The sequence below is a fragment of the Enterobacter pseudoroggenkampii genome, from assembly GCF_026420145.1.
Lineage (GTDB): Bacteria > Pseudomonadota > Gammaproteobacteria > Enterobacterales > Enterobacteriaceae > Enterobacter > Enterobacter pseudoroggenkampii.
The window spans coordinates 1,098,918-1,120,746 of sequence record NZ_JAPMLV010000001.1; the positions used below are offsets into that span (position 1 = coordinate 1,098,918).

At 55.0% G+C, this 21,829-nt stretch carries 24 protein-coding genes; 9 read left to right on the forward strand and 15 right to left on the reverse strand.

Features of this window, described 5'->3' with window-relative positions; genetic code table 11:
- Positions 1-25 precede the first annotated feature (25 nt).
- Positions 26-667 carry a riboflavin synthase gene (locus OTG14_RS05390; protein WP_032651017.1) on the forward strand — a complete coding sequence of 214 codons (642 nt, stop codon included), beginning with the start codon at positions 26-28 and terminating at the stop codon, positions 665-667.
- A 30-nt stretch (positions 668-697) separates the two neighbouring features.
- On the opposite strand, the gene cfa is transcribed toward OTG14_RS05390, so the two are convergent.
- Together cfa and punC are read right to left on the reverse strand one after the other, a co-directional pair.
- Complete coding sequence (gene cfa / locus OTG14_RS05395) at positions 698-1,846, reverse strand: cyclopropane fatty acyl phospholipid synthase (protein WP_032651018.1); 1,149 nt, start codon at positions 1,844-1,846, stop codon at positions 698-700.
- 298 nt (positions 1,847-2,144) lie between these two features.
- Positions 2,145-3,344, reverse strand: a complete 1,200-nt coding sequence (gene punC, locus OTG14_RS05400) for a purine nucleoside transporter PunC (protein ID WP_061715420.1) — start codon at positions 3,342-3,344, stop codon at positions 2,145-2,147.
- Positions 3,345-3,458: 114 nt separating this feature from the next.
- Between punC and punR the strand changes: the two genes are divergently transcribed.
- A complete protein-coding gene (punR, locus tag OTG14_RS05405) occupies positions 3,459-4,370 on the forward strand; it encodes a DNA-binding transcriptional activator PunR (protein WP_024909370.1) in 912 nt (303 codons plus the stop codon).
- A 17-nt stretch (positions 4,371-4,387) separates the two neighbouring features.
- Here punR and purR read toward each other — a convergent pair whose 3' ends face one another.
- Positions 4,388-5,413 carry an HTH-type transcriptional repressor PurR gene (gene purR, locus OTG14_RS05410; protein ID WP_023335431.1) on the reverse strand — a complete coding sequence of 342 codons (1,026 nt, stop codon included), beginning with the start codon at positions 5,411-5,413 and terminating at the stop codon, positions 4,388-4,390.
- Positions 5,414-5,710: 297 nt separating this feature from the next.
- On the opposite strand from purR, the gene cydH reads away from it, so the two are divergent.
- Both cydH and OTG14_RS05420 read left to right on the forward strand, forming a co-directional pair.
- Entirely contained in the window at positions 5,711-5,800 is a 90-nt protein-coding gene (gene cydH, locus OTG14_RS05415; RefSeq protein WP_020688313.1) for a cytochrome bd-I oxidase subunit CydH, read from the forward strand.
- 163 nt (positions 5,801-5,963) lie between these two features.
- A complete protein-coding gene (locus tag OTG14_RS05420) occupies positions 5,964-7,130 on the forward strand; it encodes an MFS transporter (RefSeq protein ID WP_048991253.1) in 1,167 nt (388 codons plus the stop codon).
- A 38-nt stretch (positions 7,131-7,168) separates the two neighbouring features.
- Here OTG14_RS05420 and sodB read toward each other — a convergent pair whose 3' ends face one another.
- Together sodB and OTG14_RS05430 are read right to left on the reverse strand one after the other, a co-directional pair.
- Positions 7,169-7,750, reverse strand: a complete 582-nt coding sequence (sodB, locus tag OTG14_RS05425) for a superoxide dismutase [Fe] (RefSeq protein ID WP_023311353.1) — start codon at positions 7,748-7,750, stop codon at positions 7,169-7,171.
- 123 nt (positions 7,751-7,873) lie between these two features.
- Positions 7,874-8,647 (reverse strand): C40 family peptidase, encoded by a 774-nt coding sequence (locus OTG14_RS05430; RefSeq protein WP_023311354.1) that lies wholly within the window; start codon positions 8,645-8,647, stop codon positions 7,874-7,876.
- A gap of 338 nt (positions 8,648-8,985) precedes the next feature.
- Between OTG14_RS05430 and grxD the strand changes: the two genes are divergently transcribed.
- A complete protein-coding gene (gene grxD, locus OTG14_RS05435) occupies positions 8,986-9,333 on the forward strand; it encodes a monothiol glutaredoxin 4 (protein WP_003832760.1) in 348 nt (115 codons plus the stop codon).
- 46 nt (positions 9,334-9,379) lie between these two features.
- Here grxD and rnt read toward each other — a convergent pair whose 3' ends face one another.
- The 5 genes from rnt to eptA form a co-directional block, all read right to left on the reverse strand.
- The gene (rnt, locus tag OTG14_RS05440) at positions 9,380-10,030 is read right to left on the reverse strand and encodes a ribonuclease T (protein WP_024909368.1); all 651 of its coding nucleotides are present in this window, start codon (positions 10,028-10,030) and stop codon (positions 9,380-9,382) included.
- 95 nt (positions 10,031-10,125) lie between these two features.
- Positions 10,126-10,533: a lactoylglutathione lyase gene (gene gloA, locus OTG14_RS05445; RefSeq protein WP_013096923.1), complete on the reverse strand. Its 408-nt coding sequence runs from the start codon at positions 10,531-10,533 to the stop codon at positions 10,126-10,128.
- Positions 10,534-10,633: 100 nt separating this feature from the next.
- Positions 10,634-11,731 (reverse strand): alkene reductase, encoded by a 1,098-nt coding sequence (gene nemA, locus OTG14_RS05450; RefSeq protein WP_024909367.1) that lies wholly within the window; start codon positions 11,729-11,731, stop codon positions 10,634-10,636.
- Positions 11,732-11,785: 54 nt separating this feature from the next.
- Positions 11,786-12,385, reverse strand: a complete 600-nt coding sequence (locus OTG14_RS05455; protein WP_024909366.1) for a TetR/AcrR family transcriptional regulator — start codon at positions 12,383-12,385, stop codon at positions 11,786-11,788.
- Between the two features lie 41 nt (positions 12,386-12,426).
- Positions 12,427-14,052 carry a phosphoethanolamine transferase EptA gene (gene eptA, locus OTG14_RS05460; protein ID WP_048991248.1) on the reverse strand — a complete coding sequence of 542 codons (1,626 nt, stop codon included), beginning with the start codon at positions 14,050-14,052 and terminating at the stop codon, positions 12,427-12,429.
- Positions 14,053-14,201: 149 nt separating this feature from the next.
- Here eptA and OTG14_RS05465 point away from each other — a divergent pair, with 149 nt between their 5' ends.
- The 3 genes from OTG14_RS05465 (at position 14,202) to sodC (ending at position 15,986) form a co-directional block, all read left to right on the forward strand.
- Entirely contained in the window at positions 14,202-14,441 is a 240-nt protein-coding gene (locus tag OTG14_RS05465) for a DUF1289 domain-containing protein (RefSeq protein ID WP_008500587.1), read from the forward strand.
- A gap of 48 nt (positions 14,442-14,489) precedes the next feature.
- Positions 14,490-15,386: an aldo/keto reductase gene (locus OTG14_RS05470; protein ID WP_021241132.1), complete on the forward strand. Its 897-nt coding sequence runs from the start codon at positions 14,490-14,492 to the stop codon at positions 15,384-15,386.
- Positions 15,387-15,467: 81 nt separating this feature from the next.
- Positions 15,468-15,986 (forward strand): superoxide dismutase [Cu-Zn] SodC, encoded by a 519-nt coding sequence (gene sodC, locus OTG14_RS05475; RefSeq protein WP_048030739.1) that lies wholly within the window; start codon positions 15,468-15,470, stop codon positions 15,984-15,986.
- Here sodC and OTG14_RS05480 read toward each other — a convergent pair.
- From OTG14_RS05480 to OTG14_RS05490, 3 genes are read right to left on the reverse strand one after another with little or no spacing between them, the layout of a single operon-like run.
- Positions 15,965-17,998, reverse strand: coding sequence for an FUSC family protein (locus tag OTG14_RS05480; protein WP_267214694.1), 2,034 nt, complete (start codon positions 17,996-17,998; stop codon positions 15,965-15,967). The genes sodC and OTG14_RS05480 overlap by 22 nt on opposite strands.
- Complete coding sequence (locus OTG14_RS05485; protein WP_267214695.1) at positions 17,998-18,858, reverse strand: efflux RND transporter periplasmic adaptor subunit; 861 nt, start codon at positions 18,856-18,858, stop codon at positions 17,998-18,000. Before OTG14_RS05485 ends, OTG14_RS05480 begins: the two co-directional genes overlap by 1 nt.
- Positions 18,859-18,860: 2 nt before the next feature.
- The gene (locus OTG14_RS05490) at positions 18,861-19,097 is read right to left on the reverse strand and encodes a DUF1656 domain-containing protein (protein WP_024909360.1); all 237 of its coding nucleotides are present in this window, start codon (positions 19,095-19,097) and stop codon (positions 18,861-18,863) included.
- Positions 19,098-19,283: 186 nt separating this feature from the next.
- Here OTG14_RS05490 and slyA point away from each other — a divergent pair, with 186 nt between their 5' ends.
- Positions 19,284-19,724 carry a transcriptional regulator SlyA gene (gene slyA, locus OTG14_RS05495; RefSeq protein WP_032651029.1) on the forward strand — a complete coding sequence of 147 codons (441 nt, stop codon included), beginning with the start codon at positions 19,284-19,286 and terminating at the stop codon, positions 19,722-19,724.
- 35 nt (positions 19,725-19,759) lie between these two features.
- Here the strand turns inward: slyA and OTG14_RS05500 are convergent, their stop codons facing one another.
- Both OTG14_RS05500 and slyB read right to left on the reverse strand, forming a co-directional pair.
- Positions 19,760-21,121 carry a sensor domain-containing diguanylate cyclase gene (locus OTG14_RS05500; RefSeq protein ID WP_267214696.1) on the reverse strand — a complete coding sequence of 454 codons (1,362 nt, stop codon included), beginning with the start codon at positions 21,119-21,121 and terminating at the stop codon, positions 19,760-19,762.
- Between the two features lie 196 nt (positions 21,122-21,317).
- The gene (gene slyB / locus OTG14_RS05505; protein WP_008500578.1) at positions 21,318-21,785 is read right to left on the reverse strand and encodes an outer membrane lipoprotein SlyB; all 468 of its coding nucleotides are present in this window, start codon (positions 21,783-21,785) and stop codon (positions 21,318-21,320) included.
- Positions 21,786-21,829 lie beyond the last annotated feature (44 nt).

Here is a 21,829-nt window from a genome sequence, read left to right on the forward strand (position 1 = left end):
TCCGGAAAAAACAGGAGTTGTAAGCATGTTTACTGGTATTGTGCAGGGCACCGCCAAAGTGGTGTCCATTGATGAAAAACCTAATTTCCGTACTCATGTTGTTGAGCTGCCGGAATATATGCTTGAAGGCATTGAAACCGGTGCGTCGATTGCGCATAACGGCTGCTGCCTGACCGTGACCGAAATTAACGGCAACCAGATTAGCTTTGATTTAATGAAAGAGACGCTGCGCATCACCAACCTGGGCGAGCTGGCGGTGGGCGATACCGTCAACGTTGAACGCGCGGCGAAGTTCAGCGATGAGATTGGCGGCCATTTGATGTCGGGGCACATCATGACCACTGCCGAAGTGGCGAAAATCGTGACCTCGGAAAATAACCGTCAAATCTGGTTTAAAATGCAGGATCCGTCATTAATGAAATACATCCTCTATAAAGGATTTATTGGCATCGATGGGATTAGCCTGACGGTGGGGGAAGTGACGCCAACGCGTTTTTGCGTGCATTTAATTCCTGAAACGCTGCAGCGCACCACGCTGGGCGCCAAAAAACTGGGGCATCGCGTGAATATCGAAATCGATCCGCAAACCCAGGCGGTGGTGGATACGGTTGAGCGCGTGCTGGCAGCAAAAGAAGCCGCAATAATAAAGACCACTGAAGAAGAATAAAAAATAACCCCGGATATCCGGGGTTATTTTTTAGCGTGCGACACGCAGTCCGTGTTCAATCCCCCGGCTGAATACCACCTGCCAGAGCTGAATATCCCGTGCGCGAAACGCCCCCGCGCAGGCATTCAGATAATAGCTAAACATCCGTTTGAATCGTTCAGAATAGTTGCCCGCAATCTCAGGCCAGGTCTCCTGAAAACGCGCATGCCATGCCATCAACGTGGTGTCGTAATCCGCGCCAAAGTTATGCCAGTCTTCCATCACAAAATGGGATTCGCTGGCGTTGGCAATCTGGCGAACGGACGGTAAACAGCCATTCGGAAAGATGTATTTATTGATCCACGGGTCAACGTTATTGTCGGTCCGCTTAGAGCCGATGGTGTGCAGCAGGAAGATGCCGTCCGGTTTCAGATTACGATCCACCACCTCAAAATAGGTGTCGTAGTTTTTTGGCCCCACGTGCTCGAACATGCCGACGGAAACGACCCGGTCAAACTGTTCATTCAGATCACGGTAATCCTGCAGCCGGATATCCACATCGAGACCCTGGCAGCGCTCCCGCGCCATTTTTTGCTGTTCCGCTGAAATCGTGACGCCCACTACGCTGACGCCATAGTGCTTCGCCATAAAATACGCCAGCCCACCCCAGCCGCAGCCGATATCCAGCACGCGCATGCCGGGCTGTAGCTGCAGCTTCTCGCTAATCAGACGCAGCTTTGCCTGCTGTGCTTCCTCAAGCGTCGACGCGTCTTTCCAGTAGGCGCAGGAGTACTGCATGAACGGGTCCAGCATACGGCTGAACAGGTCATTGCCGAGATCGTAATGCTCTTTGCCGACGATCCACGCGCGTTTTTTACTTTGCAGATTGAACAGTCGGGCAGAGGCGACGCGCAGGGTGTCTTTCAGATTGCGCGGGAGTTGGTTTTCCAGACCGGCACGCAGCACGCTGGCAAAAAAGGTATCCAGACGTTCGCACTCCCACCAGCCGTCCATATAGCTTTCTCCCAGGCCTAACGATCCCTCCCGCAATACGCGTTTAAAAAAGTCGGGATGTTTAACCTGAGGATCGGATGGCGATGATCCATTGATAGTGATGCCTGCTCGACCTAACAGTTCACTGACGATCCGGGACCAGTTATCGTCCGGAACGCTGACTTCTTCTATACACGATGAACTCATAGCTTCTCCATCACCCTGATGTGATCAGAACCTTCAAACAGCGTAGACGCTTTTTTTGGTTTGTGAGAAATCTCACGGTAAATACCGCGAGGCTAATATCCGACGTAGAACAGAGGAAGGGAGATAACCCTTGCCGAAATGCCTTCCATGGTAAAACGGGAGCGCTCCGGCTCCCGTTAACACTTAATATTTATCGTATTTAATCGAACCAAATTTAGTATAGGCCTCAAAATTTGGTGATTCAATAGAAAATTGTTAGCAACCTAATCACTGAAATGTAACATGATTTCTGGCGCAATCAGGCATGTGAGGTTTCCACCTGAGCGCCGCTATCCTGCTCACGCTGCGCGGAGGCCTGCATGCGATAGCCCATCACCGCCAGCGCAACGGTGACCAGCATCACGCTGGTGGTGGTTAACAGCGGCGTCGCAATCAGCGCCGAGACCACCAGGCTTGCCAGGAAGCACAGACCCAACTGCAGGGTATTTTGCAGCGCGGCGGCGCGGCCTGTCGCCTGCGGGAACGGACGTAACGCTTGTGCCACCACGATCGGGTAAATCGCCCCGTTCGCCACGGCCATCACGCAGAAGGGGATCAAAATTTCAGCCAGGCCCGCGCCCGGAATAAACCCGACGGCCCAGGTGCCGATGACGCTCAGCGCATACAGCACCAGCAGCCATGGCAGCATCTGCTGACCTTCCCATTTTTGCAGCGCCGCGCGACAGCCGTACCCGCCCACCAGGAAGGCGATAGTCTGCGGAACATAGCTCAAACCGATGGCCGCCGGGCTGTAGCCCATATCGTGCAGAATGAACGGCGAGCCGGTAAGCCACGCGAAGAAGCTGGCCGAACAGGCGGCGTAAATCAGGACATTGCCGCGATACGCTTTGGCGCTCAGCAGGGAGGTGAAGGTAATCGGCTTCGCATCCGCATGCGCCTCTTTTTTATGCGCGGGCTTAAGGGCAAACGCCGGCAGCATCAGTACCAGCGTGATGGCAAACAGCGTGGCAAAAATGGCCTGCCAGTCAAAGTGCGCGAGGATCCAGCTGCCCAGCAGCGGAGCCAGGGCAGGGGAAAGACCCACCAGCGGCATAATGGTGGCGAAAATACGGTTTGTGCGGTTAGCCGGATAGTAGTCGGTCACCAGCGCCTGCCAGGTCACCGCCGCAGCACAGACGCCCACGGCCTGAATAAAGCGCAACACCAGCAGCCAGGTGGCATCGCGCACCCACAGCATCCCCAGGCAGCCCACGGCAAAAATGGCCAGACCCAGCAGCAGTACCGGTTTACGACCAAAGCGATCCGAGAGCGGTCCCCACAGGAGCTGCGCGAAAGCGAAACCGGCAAGGAACAGGCTCAGGCTGGCGCTGATGGCCGCCGCAGGGGTTTGCAGGTCTTCCTGCATCGCGGCAAACGCGGGCAGGTACATGTCGGTGGCCAAAAAGCCCAGCACGCTTAAGCCGCCGAGCCAGACTAAAAATCCTTTCCTGGGTTGCATTCTCTTATTCTCCTGAGGAGGCAGGTGTACGTTGGCGCAGAGTGTAGGGAGTGCAAAGCCGCTTGTGAAACGCTAATATTTGGCGGGTGCATTCAAATTTTTTGCAGGCAGAAAATGTGGTCAGATTATTCTCTTGAAGTGGTCGATGCTGTCGCGCGTAACGGCAGCTTTAGCGGTGCAGCGCAGGAGCTGCACCGCGTCCCTTCGGCCATCAGCTACACGGTGCGTCAGTTGGAGGAGTGGCTGGCGGTTCCGCTGTTTGAGCGGCGCCATCGTGATGTGGAATTAACGCCCGCAGGGGCGTGGTTTTTGAAGGAAGGGCGTTCTGTTATCAAAAAAATGCAGATCACCCGCGAACAGTGTCAGCAGATCGCTAACGGCTGGCGGGGGCATCTTTCCATCGCGGTGGATAACATCGTTAAGCCGGAACGTACCCGGCAGATGATCGTCGATTTCTATCGTCATTTTTCAGATGTCGAGCTGCGGGTCTCGCAGGAGGTGTTCAACGGCGTCTGGGATGCGCTGGCGGACGGCAGGGCAGAGATGGCAATCGGGGCCACGCAGGCGATCCCGGTCGGGGGACGTTACGCCTTTCGCGATATGGGGATGCTGAGCTGGAAGTGCGTGGTGGCAAGCGATCATCCGCTGGCGGCGATGGAGGGGCCGCTCAGCGATGATACGCTACGCAACTGGCCGTCGCTGGTGCTGGAGGATACCTCCCGTTCATTGCCTAAGCGTATCACCTGGCTTCTGGACAACCAGCGGCGGGTGGTGGCCCCTGACTGGGAATCGTCGGCGACGTGCCTCAGCGCCGGACTGTGCGTCGCGATGGTGCCCGTTCATTTCGCGCGTCCGCGCATCGATACCGGAGAGTGGGTTGAGCTGACGCTGGAGAATCCGTTCCCGGATGCGGCCTGCTGCCTGACCTGGCAGCAAAGTGATGTCTCGCCTGCGATGGCCTGGCTGCTGGATTATCTGGGAGACAGCGAAACGCTAAACCGGGAATGGTTACGGGAGCCAGCATAGCTGGCCCCGTAAAGCGATTAACGACGGTAGTCGCGGAACGGACCGTCCGCAACGGAACGGCGTTCGATAAGACGCGGGTGAACTTCAATGGACTGCGACTCTTCACGTTTGTTGACGATCCTGTCCATCAGCATATTGAAGGCCGTTTCGCCCAGCGAATCTTTCGGCTGGTGAATGGTGGTCAACGCTGGCGTGAAGAAACGCGCGTTACGCACGTTGTCATACCCGATCACGGAAATATCCTGCGGTACGCGCAGACCCAGCTCGTCGGCAGCGCAGAGCGCGCCCATAGCCATGATGTCACCCCCGCAGAAAACGGCGGTCGGACGGTGTGGCTGGGAGACGATCTGCTGCATTGCGCGGTAGCCCGACTCCGGCTCAAAGTCGCCCTGCACAATCCAGTTTTCCGGCACGTTGATCAGCGCTTCTTCCATCGCTTTCATAAAACCGGCCAGACGGCCCGCGCCGGTGTTGCGCTCCAGCGGACCGGGGATCACGCCAATCTCGCGGTGACCGCGTTCGATCAGATAACGACCGGCCATATAGCCGCCTTCAAAGGCATTATCGATAACGGAATCAGTGAAATCCGCGCGCGCTTCACCCCAGTCCATGACCACCATGGGAATATGGCGATACTCTTCGAGCATCGACAGCACGGATTCCGGGTACTCGGAACACATTACCAGCAGGCCATCAACGCGCTTTTGCGCCATCATCGACAGGTAGGCGCGCTGTTTTTCAATGCTGTTCCACGCGTTGCCCAGAATCAGGGTATAACCTTTCTGGAAGCAGTTTTTCTCAACCGCTTCAATGATCTCGGCAAAATAGGCCGCTTCACTGCTGGTGGCCAGCAATCCAATGGACTTGGTGTGATTAACCTTGAGGCTGCGCGCAACCGCACTTGGCGAATAGTGCAGCTCTTTGATCGCTGCCCAGACGGCGTTGCGCGTCTCTTCCGCCACAAAGCGGGTTTTGTTAATTACATGTGATACGGTTGTAGTGGAAACGTTTGCGCGTTTTGCTACGTCTTTAATTGTTGCCATTAAATGTCACTCCAGACCATATCCTAAACTCCTGAAAAACTTGAAGGTAAACGTTTGCCTTCTCTCACCCTTATCACGCAATCTTGAATTGCGGCACGCCGGGAAAACGACACGGGACGTCAGGAGGGGGTCAATGGCCGGTACGCTAATAAATTTAGCGTGGAATTTTGTCCTATCTTGATGAAAAGGGGAAGAGGTAAAGTGTTTATCAGCCTAAATCCAGGAAGATTTTTGACGTAAATTATGCAAAAATGAGCAGGCTCACTTTTCGTGGGGGGATTAAAAGGAGAAAAATTGATGAGTTCCGATCTGAAGTTTTCGCTGTTCACCACCGTTATTGTGCTGGCTCTGATTGTCGCGGCCGGTCTGACGGCTGCGCTGCACTGATTTACGTGGAGGGAGAGCCTTCTCCCTCCCGATCGACCCGATTGTTACTTCTCTGGCAAAAATCTTTTGCCATTTTGTTAACTTCTCATTTTTTGTGATTGATGTCATGCTTTCCGCTTCTTTGTTCTGTGTCACCACATGACACGGCATCCGGAGTTGACGCATGAAAATCAATTTTCCCCTGCTGGCCCTGGCGATTGGCGCTTTTGGGATTGGCACTACTGAATTCTCCCCGATGGGGTTACTGCCCGTCATCGCCCGCGGCGTGGATGTCTCGATCCCTGCGGCAGGGATGTTAATCAGCGCCTATGCTATCGGCGTGATGGTGGGGGCGCCGCTGATGACGCTTCTCCTTTCGCACCGCGCGCGCCGCAATGCGCTGATTTTCCTGATGGCGATTTTCACCCTGGGCAACGTGCTTTCGGCCATTGCGCCGGACTACACCACGCTGATGTTGTCGCGTATTCTGACCAGCCTTAACCACGGCGCGTTCTTCGGGCTGGGATCGGTCGTGGCTGCCAGCGTGGTGCCAAAACATAAGCAGGCCAGCGCCGTAGCCACCATGTTTATGGGGCTAACGATTGCCAACATTGGCGGGGTGCCTGCGGCAACCTGGTTGGGCGAGGTTATTGGCTGGCGGATGTCATTCCTGGCGACGGCTGGACTGGGCGTGGTCGCGATGGTGGCGCTGTTCTTCTCCCTGCCGAAAGGCAGCGCGGGTGAACGTCCTGACGTGCGCAGAGAGCTGTCGGTGCTGGTGCGCCCGCAGGTGCTCTCCGCGCTGCTCACCACCGTGCTGGGGGCAGGGGCGATGTTTACCCTCTACACCTATATTTCACCGGTATTGCATGACATCACCCACGCAACGCCTCTCTTTGTGACCGCGATGCTGGTACTGATTGGCGTGGGCTTCTCGATTGGCAACTATCTCGGTGGGAAATTTGCCGACCGTTCCGTAAGCGGCACGCTGAAGGGCTTCTTAACCCTGCTGATTGTCATCATGATTGCCATTCCGTGGCTGGCGCGTAATGAGTTTGGCGCCGCGATCGCGATGGTCGTCTGGGGAGCCGCCACCTTTGCCGTGGTGCCGCCGCTGCAGATGCGCGTGATGCGTGTTGCGCATGAAGCGCCGGGCCTCTCATCGTCGGTCAACATCGGCGCCTTCAACCTGGGCAATGCGCTCGGTGCGGCGGCCGGTGGGGTCGTGATTTCAGGGGGACTGGGGTACAGCTTTGTGCCGGTGATGGGGGCGATTATTGCCGCGCTCGGCCTGCTGCTGGTGATGATGTCGGGTCGTAAACAGCCTGAAGCAGCCTGCGCTGCGGAATAAACCAAAAACGCAGAAGGGCGAACCCTTCTGCGTGTCTCTTACGCGGCGAAGTTCTTCGCCACAAAGTCCCAGTTAACCAGTGCCCAGAAGTGCTCCAGGTAGTTCGGGCGCGCGTTGCGGTAATCAATGTAGTAAGCGTGTTCCCATACGTCCACGGTCATCAGCGGCTTAGCGCTGGTGGTCAGCGGAGTGCCTGCGTTAGAGGTGGACACGATAGCCAGTTTGCCATCCGCCTCTTTAACCAGCCACGTCCAGCCCGAACCGAAGTTCTTGATGGCTGCATCGGTAAATTTCGCTTTGAAATCCGCGAAGCTGCCAAAGGCGGCGTTGATAGCGGTAGCCAGTTCACCGGCAGGTTCGCCACCGGCGTTTGGCGCCAGGCAGTGCCAGTAGAAGGTGTGGTTCCACACCTGAGCCGCGTTGTTGAATACGCCACCCTCTGAGCTGCGGACGATCTCTTCCAGCGTTTTGCCTTCAAAATCGGTGCCCTTGATCAGATTGTTCAGGTTGGTGACGTACGTCTGGTGATGCTTGCCGTAATGATATTCCAGGGTTTCCGCAGAAATATGCGGTGCCAGGGCGTCTTTTGCATACGGTAGTGCAGGTAATTCGAACGACATTGCTTCTCTCCTTATTGTATTTTGCGTTGTCAAATAACCACACAGACAACAAGGACAGGATAGCAAATTGAAAGGGTATGCAAAAGAGGAACTTACCCTGCCACGGGTGTGGCAGGGCAGGGGTTAGCGAATGGTTTTCGGCGTCATCACGCGACGTGCGCCGACGTAATGGCGTACCCAGTAGTCTTCACTGAGAGAGGTGATCTGAATATCCTGGCCGCTACGCGGTGACTGGATGAATTTTCCGTTACCGACATAGACGCCGACGTGGTCAGCCGTGCCGCGACCCTGAGTGCGGAAGAACACCAGATCGCCGTTTTCCAGCTCACCGCGGTCAACCGGTGAGGCATCGCGCAGGTGGTACATCTCATTAGCGGTACGAGGAATGCGGAACTTGACCAGATCTTTATAGGCGTAATAGACGAGGCCGCTGCAGTCAAAGCCGGTACGCGGCGAGCTGCCACCCCAGTGATAGGGTTTGCCAATCTGCCCCATCAGTTTGTTCATCGCGGTTTTTTGCGCTTTCTGTACGCGCACTTTATGCACTTCCGCTATTTTCGTGACCTTCGTGCATTTCGCCTTATGGCCTTTACGCGTGATGCATTTTTCAGTAACAAGGTTAGCGGCGGTTTGCGAAGCTTTACTTTTGGCGGAGTGGGCAGTACGGGAAGGTTTGGTTTTCGTCTTGCTGGAAGCGGTCTGTTTCGTCTGAGCCGGTGTTTTTTTCTTGTCGTTCTTAGCGGTGGTTTTTTTCTTACGTTCTGTGGCTTTCACCAGATGGTTTTTTTGTACAGCAGAATGCCGCGCCTGCTGAGAGGCGTTTGCCACTGGCGTGAAAGTGAGTGAAGTAAACAGTAAAGCACAGAGCGTGATCGAGATTTTATTTATCCGCGCCACTGGGCAGTCCCCTGATAAATGCAGGTCATCAATAATACCCGCGTGTGATTTACAAAGCCCGTCGATTCTAATCTATAAAAAGCCAGAAAGTTAATAGCATTTTTCAATCTACAATCGTGTTTCGTAAGCAAGTGCAAAAAAATTCATCGTTCTGTCGCTCATTTGCCCATTCCCTAAGCAAAACCCTGACCGCCGCAGGGGTAAACACCATTTGCAATGCAACTTTTCCTGACTCGGAGTAGAATGTATAAACGTGACAAAAATGTTATTTTCCGATGCCAGTCTGAACCGCTACAATGTCAGACGAATGCCGTAACAGAAGTTAAAGGAAGCAAGACATGAGCACCACTATTGAAAAAATCCAGCGCCAGATCGCTGAAAACCCGATTCTGCTGTATATGAAAGGTTCTCCAAAGCTGCCAAGCTGCGGCTTCTCCGCGCAAGCGGTTCAGGCGCTGTCTGCCTGTGGTGAGCGTTTTGCTTACGTTGATATCCTGCAGAACCCGGACATCCGCGCTGAACTGCCGAAGTACGCGAACTGGCCGACGTTCCCACAGCTGTGGGTTGACGGTGAACTGGTTGGCGGCTGCGATATCCTGATTGAAATGTATCAGCGCGGCGAACTGCAGCAGCTGATCAAAGAGACGGCAGCGAAGTACAAAACGGAAGAGCCGGACGCAGAGTAATTTTCTGCGGAAATAAAAAAGCGACCAGATAAGGTCGCTTTTTTTTTTATTCTTCGCTGTCATCCATCGGCAGCGGCCAACCGCCCAGACGCTTCCAGCGGTTGACGATCTCACAGAACAGCTCTGCGGTACGCTCCGTGTCATATAGCGCGGAGTGCGCCTGCGTGCCGTCGAACGGAATGCCAGCCGTAATACAGGCCTTTGATAACACCGTTTGTCCCAGCGCCAGGCCGCTCAGCGCGGCGGTGTCGAAGGTGACAAAAGGATGGAAGGGGTTGCGTTTAAGCGACGCGCGCTCGGCGGCGGCCATGGTAAAGCTGTGATCGAAGGTAGCGTTATGGGCCACCATAATGGCGCGGCTGCAGTTACTCTCTTTCATACCTTTACGCACCATTTTAAAAATGGCGTGCAGCGCGTCATATTCACTTACTGCACCACGCAGCGGGTTATGCGGATCGATACCGTTAAACGCCAGCGCTTCCGGCTGTAAGTTTGCCCCTTCGAAAGGTTCAACGTGGAAATGCAGCGTGGTGTCCGGTGTAAGCCAGCCCTGTTCATCCATCTTCAGCGTGATGGCGGCAATTTCGAGCAGCGCATCGGTTTTAGCGTTAAATCCGGCTGTTTCTACATCAATGACAACGGGATAAAAACCACGAAAACGGTCGCACAGACCGCTAAATTGAGCGTTATCGGACATCAGGGTCTCTTACATGGGGAAAAAGCAGAGCGCATTATGGCAAATTTTGCGGGGGGATGCAGTAAAACTACGGGCGCACGTTGCGCCCTGAGGGATCAGTTGCCCAGACCGCGACCGGCGTCTTTGGCTTCAATCAGCTCGATTTTGTAACCGTCGGGATCTTCCACAAACGCAATCACGGTGGTGCCACCTTTTACCGGACCCGCTTCGCGCGTGACGTTACCGCCGTTGCTGCGGATGCGCTCACACGCTTCGGCCGCGTTGTCCACTTCCAGCGCGATGTGGCCGTAGGCCGTGCCCAGCTCATAGCTGTCAACGCCCCAGTTGTAGGTCAGCTCGATCACCGCTTCATCCGTTTCCGGGCCGTAACCCACGAACGCCAGCGAGTATTTGTATTCAGGGTTTTCGCTGGTGCGCAGCAGCTTCATGCCCAGGACGTTAGTGTAGAAATCGATAGAACGTTGCAGGTCGCCAACGCGCAGCATGGTGTGAAGTAGGCGCATAATTTCCTCATTAACCAATGAAATAGACTGTCTTTTTGAACAGAAACGATGTTTTAGTATAGCGGCGAAATATCGCCGCTATCAATGAACAATGGCGAGATTACAGAGAAGGGTAGTCGGTGTAGCCTTCCGCGCCGCCGCCGTAGAAGCTTTCCGGGCGCTGCGGGTTGAGCGCAGCTTTTTTCTGCAGACGAGCAACCAGGTCCGGGTTGGCGATGTAGTCGCGGCCAAACGCGACGGCATCAATCAGCCCTTTGCCGATCAGGTCTTCGGCTTTCTCCGGGGTATAGGCGCCTGCACCGATGATCACGCCGTGGAAGCGCTCGCGAACTTTCTGACGGAAAGCATCCGTGTAAGGCTTACCGCCGGCCCAGTCAGGCTCGGACATGTGCAGATAAGCGATGCCACGTTTAGCCAGTTCTTCGATCAGGTACAGAGCATCCGCTTCCTCGTTCGGGCCGTTGTCGACGTTCTGGAAAGACCCGATTGGGGAAACGCGGATCCCGATACGGTCCGGGCTCCACTCCTTGCATACCGCATCCACCACTTCCAGCACCAGACGGGCGCGGTTTTCGACGCTGCCGCCGTACTGGTCGGTGCGATGGTTAGACGACGGTGACAGGAACTGGTGCAGCAGATAGCCATGCGCGGAGTGCAGCTCAATCAGGTCAAACCCGGCTTCACGGGCGTTTGCCACGGCCTGGCGGAAGTCGTTAACAATCCCCGGGATTTCGTCCAGCTCCAGCGCACGCGGCATAGAGGTATCCACGCGGATCGCATTGCCGTTTTCATCGCGCAGGGACGTACGGGTATTGGCGCTCAGGGCCGAAGCGGAGACCGGTGCCTGGCCGCCAGGTTGAATGCTGCTGTGAGAGATACGACCGGTATGCCACAGCTGGACCGCAATGCGACCCTCTTCAGCGTGGACGCCCGCGGTGATTTTCTGCCATGCGGCGATCTGTTCCGGGCTGTGAAGACCCGGCGCACCCGCATAACCCTTCGCCTGAGCAGAAATCTGCGTGGCTTCGGTGATGATCAGGCCAGAGCTTGCGCGCTGACGATAGTATTCACCCATCAGTGGGGTTGGGATGTCACCCGGCTCAATGCTGCGCAGACGGGTCAGCGGAGCCATGAACACGCGGTTTGGCGCCGTGACGGCACCCACTTTCAATGGGGTAAACAGTTTTTCAGCTGACATAAAGACTCCTGAGTAGACCAGTCGACTAGTAATAAGGTAAATAAAAAGCGCCCATTATACGTCAGGCGCAGTAATGCTGTTTTTCACATGTGCCAGCGCGCTTTCCAGCGGCACGGCACTGCGCGAAATTTTTGCCTGCAGGTTGGCCCCTAACCAGAGGGAATAGAGCACCTGAGACTGCATCAAGGGGTCGCCGGTAAAGGCCAGCGTTTTTTCGTCGCGGCCTTTTTCCAGCGCCTGAGCCAGCAGGGCGATCACGCCGCGGGCACCTTTATCCATCGCTGTGCGCATATCTTCAGAAAGATCGCACACTTCTGCAGACAGTTTAACGGTCAGACAACCGCTGATAATGCCCTGCTGACAGAACTGGTTCAGCGTTTCCTGATAGTAGTTCAGAACACGATCCCGGTAGTTACCTTCACCCGATGCAAAGTGGGTCGCCAGACGCTGGTGGTAGCCAGCATAATGACGTTCCAGCATCGCTACGCCGAAGGCCTCTTTGGACCGAAAGTAGTGATAAAACGACCCCTTCGGTACCTCGGCGGTTTTTAATAACTCGCTCAACCCCATACCGGTAAACCCGCGATGCATGCAAAGTTGCTCGCCGGTCGCCAGTAGATGTTCGCGGGTATCGTGTTCAGTATTTCTGCTCATGGCCGCACTCTAATAGACCGTTCGGTCTAATGCAAGCGAGTTTACTGACGACATGCACTCAGTATATCCAGCTGCTGTTGATAAACCGTTGATTTCACGTCCATCATACCCAGCACGGTCGAGAACAAATTGTCCTGAGAAACCGCATTTTTTGCTGCATGGTCACGCAAACACTGTTCGTTGATGCCAAAGTTTTTCGCGTAATCCGGTGACAGCCAGAACATAAATGGAATATGCGTTTGCTGCTCCGGCGCCAGCATGTACGGTGTACCGTGCAGATAAATACCGCTTTCACCCAGTGATTCACCGTGATCGGAGAGATAAATCAGCGCGGTGTTCATGCTCGCCTGACGGGCTTTCAGCGCATCAATGGTTTTGCTGACCATGCTGTCGGTGTAGAGGATAGTGTTGTCATAGGTATTCATCAGCGCCTGATGATCGCAATCCTGAATCTCATTGGTGTCGCAGGTTGGGGTGAATTTACGGAAGTTGTCCGGGTAGCGGCGATAGTACGCTGGACCATGGCTTCCCATCAGGTGGATAACCAGCACCGTGTCCTGCTTCAGACCATCCAGCACGTTGTCCAGACGGTAGAAATTCACATCGTCAATACAGGATTTGTCTTTGCAGAATTGATCCAACTGCCACTGCGTCATGTCTGTATGGGGCACGCGATCGCAGGCGCCTTTACAGCCGCCGTCGTTGTCGCGCCACAGCAGGTTGATACCCGCATGCTTGAGCACGTCGAGCAGCCCCTCGCGATGGTGAGCCAGGTCGGCATCGTATTTGCTGCGCGTCATGCCGGAGAACATGCACGGCACGGAAACCGCGGTTTCGGTGCCGCATGAGGAAGCCTGCGGGAAGTTAATCACATCCTGCTTTTTCAGCTCCGGGTTCGTTTCACGATCGTAACCATTAAGGGAGTAGTTCGCCGCGCGAGAGGCTTCCCCAACGACCAATACCAGAACGGTTTTCTTTTGTTGACCGGTAATCAGTGGCCCTTTATGGGCATCTTCACCAATACGCACCAGCGTTTGATCGCCAGCAAACCAGCGCATTTTGCTGTACTTCACCACGGCGCTGACATAGTTCGCCGGGGTGACCATTTTGACGATGCTTTTGTTATTGCGGAACAGCGACGCGTAGTCTTTATAAAACAGCGCGGCAATCAGGATAATCACCAGCAGAGCGCCGAGCATCGCGGCCACACGCGTCAGCAGCGCGTACCACCATTTTCCGGTACGAATACGGGTCAACGCCAGCACCACGGAAGGCACGAGGCCAGCGATGACAATCCACAGAATCATCTGCGGGGTCACCAGGGCCGTCGCTTCCTGAGAGTTGGTTTCGAACACGTTCACAATCATGTTCTGATCGATCACCGCGCCGTAGGTGTACATAAAGTAAGTTGCCGCGGCGCAACCGATCGTTAAGACGATCAGCAGCGGCTTACGGATATAGGGGATATTCAGCAGGCTAAACACAATCACCCAGCCGCAAAACAGCACCAGCGGTACGGAGGCGGCAAAGAGGATGTCGTGCAGGTGCGCAGGGGCAATAATGGCCCAGCTGCGCTGGATAAACAGTCCGTTGATTAGCGTAAAGAAGAGTGCACAGCCCAGAGTAAATTTAATGTCGTTGCATTGTAACTTTTTGATTAACCACATCGATCGATGAACCTGTCATTATCATGATGGGCTGAGTATAAAGAGGGAAGATTAGTGAAACCTTAATGCCACAAATCTGTGGTACAGGCCTTGCACGTGGCGCGTTTAGCGTCTTCACTGTAGGTGAGAGTGGTTATCTGGAGGTGAGTGTGGCAGAGCAGCTGGAGTTTTTCCCCATCCAGAGCCCGTGCCGGGGGATTTGTCAGGTGGATGAACGCGGATATTGCCGCGGGTGCATGCGTACCCGCGATGAGCGTTTTAACTGGCAAAACTTTAGCGACACGCAGAAGCAGGAGGTATTACGCCTCTGCCGTCAGCGTCTTCTGCGCAAAATACGCGCAAACAAAGCCGGTGAGACCGAAGAACCCCAGCAACCTTCACTTTTTTAACACGGTAATTGCGTATACTCATGACATCACGTCCTTGAGGAAAATGTTATGGTTCAGCGAATTACCCTTGCCCCCCAGGGGCCAGAATTCTCCCGTTTTGTGATGGGCTACTGGCGCCTGATGGACTGGAATATGTCCCCCCTCCAGCTGGCGAGCTTTATTGAAGAGCATATCGATCTGGGCGTCACCACGGTCGACCATGCGGATATTTACGGCGGTTACCAGTGCGAGGCCGCGTTCGGCGAGGCGCTCAAGCTGGTCCCGGCACTGCGCGATCGCATGGAGATCGTCACGAAGTGTGGAATTGCCACCACGGCAAAACCAGAACACGCCCTCGGTCATTACATCACTGACAGCGCGCATATCATCAAGAGCGCCGAGCAGTCGCTGGTCAATCTGGCGACCGATCGTATCGATCTGCTGTTAATCCACCGTCCGGACCCGCTGATGGATGCCGATGAGGTGGCGGAAGCCTTCCTGAACCTGCACCAGAGTGGGAAAGTGCGTCACTTCGGCGTTTCTAACTTTACCCCGGCACAGTTTGCGCTGCTTCAGTCTCGTCTGCCGTTTACCCTGGCCACTAACCAGGTTGAGATCTCCCCGGTACACCAGCCGCTGCTGCTGGACGGTACCCTCGACCAGCTGCAACAACTGCGTATTCGCCCGATGGCCTGGTCGTGCCTGGGAGGCGGACGCCTGTTTAATGATGATGAATTCCAGCCGCTGCGCAACGAACTGGACACTATCGCCCGCGAGCTGAACGCGGAGAGCATCGAACAGGTGGTTTATGCCTGGATCCTGCGTCTGCCGTCAAAACCGCTGCCCATTATTGGTTCCGGCAAAATAGAACGCGTGCGTTCTGCACTGGCCGCTGAAGAGCTGCAGATGACCCGCCAGCAGTGGTTCCGCATCCGCAAAGCCGCGCTGGGTTACGACGTGCCATAAACCGCCAGAAGGTGACTTTCCGGTGAAATCTTTGCCCCTGGTATACACTTAATGGGCAAAAAATAACCCGCGGAGGTCATTATGAAGCGTTTTGCTCTGGCAATGGTCGCGCTGGTTGTTTGCGCAGGGGCGCAGGCAGCCAGCGACGAAGTGGAAATGAATCTCGTCACCTCTCAGGGTGTGGGTCAGTCCATCGGTACGGTGAAAATCACGGAAACCGACAAAGGGCTGGAGTTCGCTCCCAACCTCAAAGCACTCCCTCCCGGTGAGCATGGTTTCCATGTTCACGCCAAAGGCAGCTGTCAGCCCGCATTAAAAGAGGGCAAAGCGTCGGCAGCAGAAGCGGCAGGGGGTCACCTCGATCCGCAGCATACCGGCAAGCATGAAGGCCCGGATGGAATGGGGCATTTAGGCGATCTGCCCGTGCTGGTGGTTAATAACGACGGTAAAGCCACCGATCCCGTTGTCGCGCCGCGTCTGAAAAAGCTGGATGAAGTCAAAGGCAAAGCGCTGATGATCCATGTCGGCGGCGACAATATGTCCGATCAGCCTAAACCGCTTGGCGGCGGCGGGGCGCGCTATGCCTGCGGCGTGATCTGATCCCCAATCGTACCCGGCGGTGGGGCCTGCTCCAGCTGCGACAGCGAGCAGTGCAGCCGCCAGATTATCGAGGCCAAATCACGGGCGGCGGGAAGATGATGTCGTGCAAGCGTATCGCAGATCCGCTGCAGTTCATTCAGCGTGGCTGCCAGCGGCCGCTGCTGAACACCGCGCTCGCTCATTACATCGCGCAGCAGGGAAATACACACATCACGAACCTGCGACAGCGGATCGGAACGCGTTTCCCACGCGCGAAGCTGCCAGACCACGTGCGAGCAGTTCAATAGCACCACGCCCCAGCGCAGCAGCCAGCGTCGGGACAGCGCGTCCTGGCTGTTATTCAGCTGGCTGACGTGGTGATACACCAGCGATTCATACTCGTTTTCACCCAGATGCGGTTTACGGCTGAGCTGGTCTACAAACCCCCGGCGTAACTCCCGGATATGCCTGCGGCTCTTGCGGGCATCGGAGCCGGGACGCAACACCGCGAAAGCCAGCCACGCCAGCCCCACGCCAAGGATTTTCGCCAGGTTGTCATTGAGAAAATCGGCGTAATCGTACACCGGCGGATTGGTCACGGAGATAAACGAGCCCATAAAGACAATCAGCTGTCCCCAGAGGCCCGCCTGTTTTGGCATTTGCAGCTTAAGAAGCTGCATGGTGGTTAACAGGGGAAACAAAAACAGCAGGAACTGCCACAGATCGCTTATCTGCACCATCAGGCCAAACTTCACCACAAAACTGAACAATGACAGCAGCACCAGGGTGCGCAGCAGCAGCGTCAGCGAGTTGAACGGCGAGGCTGCGACGGAGTAAAGCACGCAGCTGATGGCGGCAAGCGTCAGGGCCGCCGTACCGGACTCCCACTGCGTGGTGATGCTCCACGCCCCCACCAACATCAGCGCGCAGAAGGTGCGAAAACCGCTCCACAGCGCTTCGAGGTAGTCGGTATGGCGGGCGAGAGCCGGGCTCCCGGGCACGTTGAACTCCGTGACCGGCGTGGCATTCTCAACCGCGTTAATCCAGCGGCTGCTGCGCAGGTACAATCGGCAAAAGTAATTCAGACGCTGCCAGAAGGCGCGATGGCGATAGTCGTATTCATCAACCGGGGCGAGCGGGGCGATGATCTTCGCAACGGTGTAGATGTCCGCATCCGGGCGCGCAAGGGCCGCGAGCAGCGTTTCGATGACGGCACGGGTGTTTTCCGGCGGCGTCGGCCAGTTGAGCAGCATCCGGCGCAGGCTGGAGATGGCGCTGGTCATACGCAGCTGCTGGTGCAGCAAATAATTTAGCAGGGTGTTCTGACGACGAAAGCGGTAGTGGCTCCAGAACGCCTGAATACGCAACAGATTCATGGTCAGAATCTGCCCGATCACCTTTTCATGCGCGAGGCGGATCTCATCGCTGGTATCCGGTTGCCACAGCAGGCTCGCGTGCTCAAGCAGCCGTGTGTGCATAGTCTTGAGGGCGGTGATAAGCGCGGTGCCGTCGGAGGTGCTGGGGAGGATCATCATCATGAAGCCGCCGCTGAGGATCCCGACAATGACTTCACAGACGCGCGCCTGCGCGATATCCCACAGCTCGGTGGTGTCGAGCACGTTGACGACCGGGAAGGCAATAATGGCGGCGGTATAGCCCGCCAGCTGGAAAGCGTAGGCGACGTTATTGGTAAAATGGGCGCAGGCCCAGGTACAGCATCCCAGCCATGCCGCCATGCTCAGCAGGAACAGCCACGGATCGTTCAGCGTATGGCCGGCGATAATTAACGCCGCGGTGGCGCCGAGCAGGCTGCCTGCGATACGGCCAAGGCTTTTACTGATTACCCCGCCGACCGTAGGAAAACTCACCACCGCGGCAGACGTCATCGCCCAGTAGGGTTCATCCAGGTTCAGGTAGTAGGCGACGGTCAGCGCCAGGCACATGGCAATGCCGTTACGCAGCGCGTAGCGCCACTGGGGACGCGTCGCTTTCATCCACGGGGTGTTGTGCCAGGAGAGTGCCGGCAGCTTCATCACCGGTTTCCGATGGAGACGGTGCAGGTGGTGCCGGAGACCAGGGTAATGTCCTGCGGTAAACGGTCAAATTCTACGCGAACCGGAACGCGCTGGGCCAGGCGCACCCAGGGAACGTTTGGCTTAATGTCCGGCACCAACCCGGAATCTGTTTCAACGCTTTGATCGTAAATGGCGCGGCCTATGCTGGATACGTGACCCTGTAACTTCTGCGAGCCGCTGTAAAGCGTAATCGCGGCGGGGGATCCCTCGCGGATATGGCGAAGCTTGGTCTCTTCGAAATAGCCCACGACGTAGAAGGAGTGGCTGTCGACGAGGGCAAAAACTGGCTGGCCGGTAGTGGCGTAGTTACCCACGCGGGCGGAGAGGTTGGTCACCCATCCATCGACCGGTGCCGTAATCACGGTTTGGGTCAGTTGCCACTGCGCCTGCTTCAGCGTCGCCTCCGCCACGTTGACGCTCGCCTGCATGGCCTTAACGTTGATATTCGCGGTGTCTAAATCTTCTGCTGAGATGTAGTTTTGCGACAGGTGACGGCGGCGGTTGGCCTCGTTGTTGGCCTTTGCCTGGTCAGACTGGGCTTTCGCCAGCTGCGCCTCGGCGTTCAGAATCGCAATGTGGTACGGGGTGTCGTCAATTCGGAATAAAACATCTCCCTTTTTGACGAACTGGTTATCCTTAACCAGTAGCGTCGTGATACTTCCCGACACCTGAGGGGTGATGCTGACCTGTTCAGCGCGAACTTTACCGTCACGCGTCCAGGGCGACTGCATATAAAAATTCCACATCCACCAGCCCGCGACCAGCGCGAGGGCGAGAACAAACAGGGTGGAAAAGTACTTTAGCGTTTTCAGAGGCATAGTCACCACACCATCAAGACAGCAAGGCCCAGACATACGGAGAGGGCAAACAGGGAAAGATCCATCAGCATGGGATGCCAGATTTCGCCGGAGTACATCCAGTCGCGAAGCAGACGATGCGCGATGAGCCAGAGAATAAAGCCCACCAGCACGGCCTTAAACAGGGGGGGAAAGTAGACTGACGCACCGAAGATCAGGTCCTGAAGGGGTAACCCCTCTGAGCGATGAAAAAACGTCACGGGCAGAAATCCTTTGCAGTGAACAGAATGCCGCGTTGGCTTGTCATAGTATGATGAAGCATCACAATTCAGTGTAAGTCATACTTTTAAGTTCGATGAATGCAGTATTGCATTTGTTTTGGCAATACAAATGCTGCACACTATTCTAAAATCAGTATAATAACTTAGCAAGCTAATTATAAGGAGATGAAATTGGAATCGCCATTAGGTTCTGATCTGGCAAGGTTGGTACGCGTCTGGCGTGCTCTGATTGACCATCGCCTGAAACCTCTGGAACTCACACAGACGCATTGGGTCACGCTGCACAATATCCATCAGCTGCCGCCCGATCAGTCGCAAATTCAACTGGCAAAAGCGATAGGCATTGAGCAACCGTCGCTGGTGCGCACGCTTGACCAGCTGGAAGAGAAGGGGTTGATCTCGCGGCAAACCTGCGCGAGCGATCGTCGTGCGAAACGGATTAAACTCACCGAAAAAGCGGCGCCTATCATCACGGAAATGGAAGCCGTGATTACCAGGACGCGCGGTGAAATCCTGTCAGGCGTTTCACCGGCGGAGCTGGAAATGCTCATCAGCCTCATTGGGCGTCTTGAGCAAAACATCCATGAACTGCAGTCGCGAGACTGACAAACAATAAGGCCTTGCAGCAGCAAGGCCTTTTTTTACTTAAAGACGACCACACGGTTACGACCCGTCTCCTTTGCTTCATACATCGCCTTGTCGGCACTTTCCACGCACGTTTCTGCGGTTATCGTTGATGACGTTGCCGTAAACACCCCCATACTGATGGTGATGGGCTCCTGCAACTGACCGCCGCTGCTGGTTTTATCAAAGCTGCTTAGCTTCAGGCGTATGCGCTCGGCCACCTGGTACGCGGAGTCTGACGACGTGTTGGCCAGCATCAGCACAAACTCCTCACCGCCGATACGGGCCGCGATGTCCTGCGGGCGCACGGAATCCATTAGCAGGTTGGCGACAAACTGCAGGACTTTATCGCCCTGGAGATGTCCGTAGGTGTCGTTAATACGCTTGAAGCGATCGAGATCGCTGACGATGACGGAAACGGGGCGATTGGGTCTGGCGATATCCAGCGCCTGGTTTAACGATTCATAAAAATAGCTGCGGTTATAAAGGCGCGTGAGCGGATCGCGGATTGAGTTCTGATAGGACTGCTGATATTTTACGTGCGAGTCGCGATACAGTCTGAAGACATCGTAAAGCAGAACAAAAATAATCAGCAGCGTGGCGACAGTTTCAAATAACCGGGCGCGGTACCAGGAGATATCTTCGGCATGTCCACCCGCTAACAGCATTGAAAGCGTGACGATATAGCAAACGCACAAAAAATTTCCGCCTACCCAGAATAAATTGCGCACGCGCGTGACAAACATCAGCGCTACTAATGTTATCACCCAGAAAACAATTAAAGATATATTAATGCAATGGCTCCAGAGGACCATAAACTGCCGGGTTTCATTATCAACCAGGTCAATGGATAACAAGGGCGAGTGGCTGGAATATATCCAGGCCAGTCCCACTGTACAGGCGGTAAAAAGAGACGCCCCGCTCACAATTGAGATATGCGCCAGCCGTGAAAGAGGGTAATCGCGCATGGGATAGAGTATTGCTGCCACGATAAACAGCACCGCCATTAAAAAGTGGCGGAACATATAGTAGATCATCGCATCGTTGTAGTTCACGACGTTGAACTGATAGAGATCCAGCCAGGCGGGGAAGCTGGTCAGCGTTCCGACCATCAGCAGTGCGGACCCGGCAAAGGCAAAGGCGATTGCGACCAGATACAATCGTCTTTTGTCACACCAGTATTTCATCGCCATAAAACAGGCAATAAACAGGTGAAACACCAGAAGAAAAATGGTGAGCGTAGGGAATAAAAGCGGTGAAAAGGACGGAACCCATTCAACGAGTTTTAAAAACAGCGCGTGTAATATCCCGATAACAACAAGGCAACCGAGACAGAACGTAATATAACGGCTCGTTAGAGCGCGACGATTCGCAAGCATAGAATTTTTACAAATTATAATGAATAAAGAGAAGGTGGTTGCGAAGAGTCTAATCAATTAGTGCAATAAATACTTTGCGCAGAAACAATATAAGGCGTGATTAATAATGGATGAGGTGAATGTATTTTGTAATTATATTTGTGAGAGTGATATATATTGTAAATGGATGTGGCCCGAGGACCACATCCACTTTTAATTAACGTGGGGAAACGGTCACCTGGCTTCCGTTGCTCGCCAGCACAACGCGCTGGCCTGCAGAGAAGCGGGTGCTGCCCTGTTTCTGAACAACCATGATAGTGCTGCCGTCGTCTTTACGGATTTCCAGCTCTACGCCCTGGGTTTTGTTCATCGCACCCTGAACGCCCTGGCCGGCTACGCCACCCGCAACGGCACCTGCGGCTGTTGCCAGAGAGCGACCCGTGCCGCCGCCGACGGTATTACCCAGGAAACCACCCAGGACGGCACCGCCAATTGCGCCCATCACGTTGTTTTCATCGCCACCCTGAATCTGTACAGGGCGTGCGTTAACAACGGTACCGTAAGTCACGTTCTGAACCTGTTTCGCTTCAGAAGCGCTGTAAACGTCGCCAGAAAGTGAACTGTCATTCACACAGCCAGCCAGAGTTAAACCAATCAGCGAAACGCCCAGTACACGTAAAATCATTTGAATCTCCTGTTCACCAAAAACGCCCGATTGAGGGCATCCGT

Coding starts and splice junctions, on each gene's coding strand:
- OTG14_RS05390 (WP_032651017.1), top strand. CDS start 26: ATGTTTACTGGTATTGTGCAGGGCACCGCCAAAGTGGTGTCCATTGAT.
- cfa (WP_032651018.1), bottom strand. CDS start 1,846: ATGAGTTCATCGTGTATAGAAGAAGTCAGCGTTCCGGACGATAACTGG.
- punC (WP_061715420.1), bottom strand. CDS start 3,344: ATGCAACCCAGGAAAGGATTTTTAGTCTGGCTCGGCGGCTTAAGCGTG.
- punR (WP_024909370.1), top strand. CDS start 3,459: ATGTGGTCAGATTATTCTCTTGAAGTGGTCGATGCTGTCGCGCGTAAC.
- purR (WP_023335431.1), bottom strand. CDS start 5,413: ATGGCAACAATTAAAGACGTAGCAAAACGCGCAAACGTTTCCACTACA.
- cydH (WP_020688313.1), top strand. CDS start 5,711: ATGAGTTCCGATCTGAAGTTTTCGCTGTTCACCACCGTTATTGTGCTG.
- OTG14_RS05420 (WP_048991253.1), top strand. CDS start 5,964: ATGAAAATCAATTTTCCCCTGCTGGCCCTGGCGATTGGCGCTTTTGGG.
- sodB (WP_023311353.1), bottom strand. CDS start 7,750: ATGTCGTTCGAATTACCTGCACTACCGTATGCAAAAGACGCCCTGGCA.
- grxD (WP_003832760.1), top strand. CDS start 8,986: ATGAGCACCACTATTGAAAAAATCCAGCGCCAGATCGCTGAAAACCCG.
- rnt (WP_024909368.1), bottom strand. CDS start 10,030: ATGTCCGATAACGCTCAATTTAGCGGTCTGTGCGACCGTTTTCGTGGT.
- gloA (WP_013096923.1), bottom strand. CDS start 10,533: ATGCGCCTACTTCACACCATGCTGCGCGTTGGCGACCTGCAACGTTCT.
- nemA (WP_024909367.1), bottom strand. CDS start 11,731: ATGTCAGCTGAAAAACTGTTTACCCCATTGAAAGTGGGTGCCGTCACG.
- OTG14_RS05455 (WP_024909366.1), bottom strand. CDS start 12,385: ATGAGCAGAAATACTGAACACGATACCCGCGAACATCTACTGGCGACC.
- eptA (WP_048991248.1), bottom strand. CDS start 14,052: ATGTGGTTAATCAAAAAGTTACAATGCAACGACATTAAATTTACTCTG.
- OTG14_RS05470 (WP_021241132.1), top strand. CDS start 14,490: ATGGTTCAGCGAATTACCCTTGCCCCCCAGGGGCCAGAATTCTCCCGT.
- sodC (WP_048030739.1), top strand. CDS start 15,468: ATGAAGCGTTTTGCTCTGGCAATGGTCGCGCTGGTTGTTTGCGCAGGG.
- OTG14_RS05480 (WP_267214694.1), bottom strand. CDS start 17,998: ATGAAGCTGCCGGCACTCTCCTGGCACAACACCCCGTGGATGAAAGCG.
- OTG14_RS05485 (WP_267214695.1), bottom strand. CDS start 18,858: ATGCCTCTGAAAACGCTAAAGTACTTTTCCACCCTGTTTGTTCTCGCC.
- slyA (WP_032651029.1), top strand. CDS start 19,284: ATGAAATTGGAATCGCCATTAGGTTCTGATCTGGCAAGGTTGGTACGC.
- OTG14_RS05500 (WP_267214696.1), bottom strand. CDS start 21,121: ATGCTTGCGAATCGTCGCGCTCTAACGAGCCGTTATATTACGTTCTGT.
- slyB (WP_008500578.1), bottom strand. CDS start 21,785: ATGATTTTACGTGTACTGGGCGTTTCGCTGATTGGTTTAACTCTGGCT.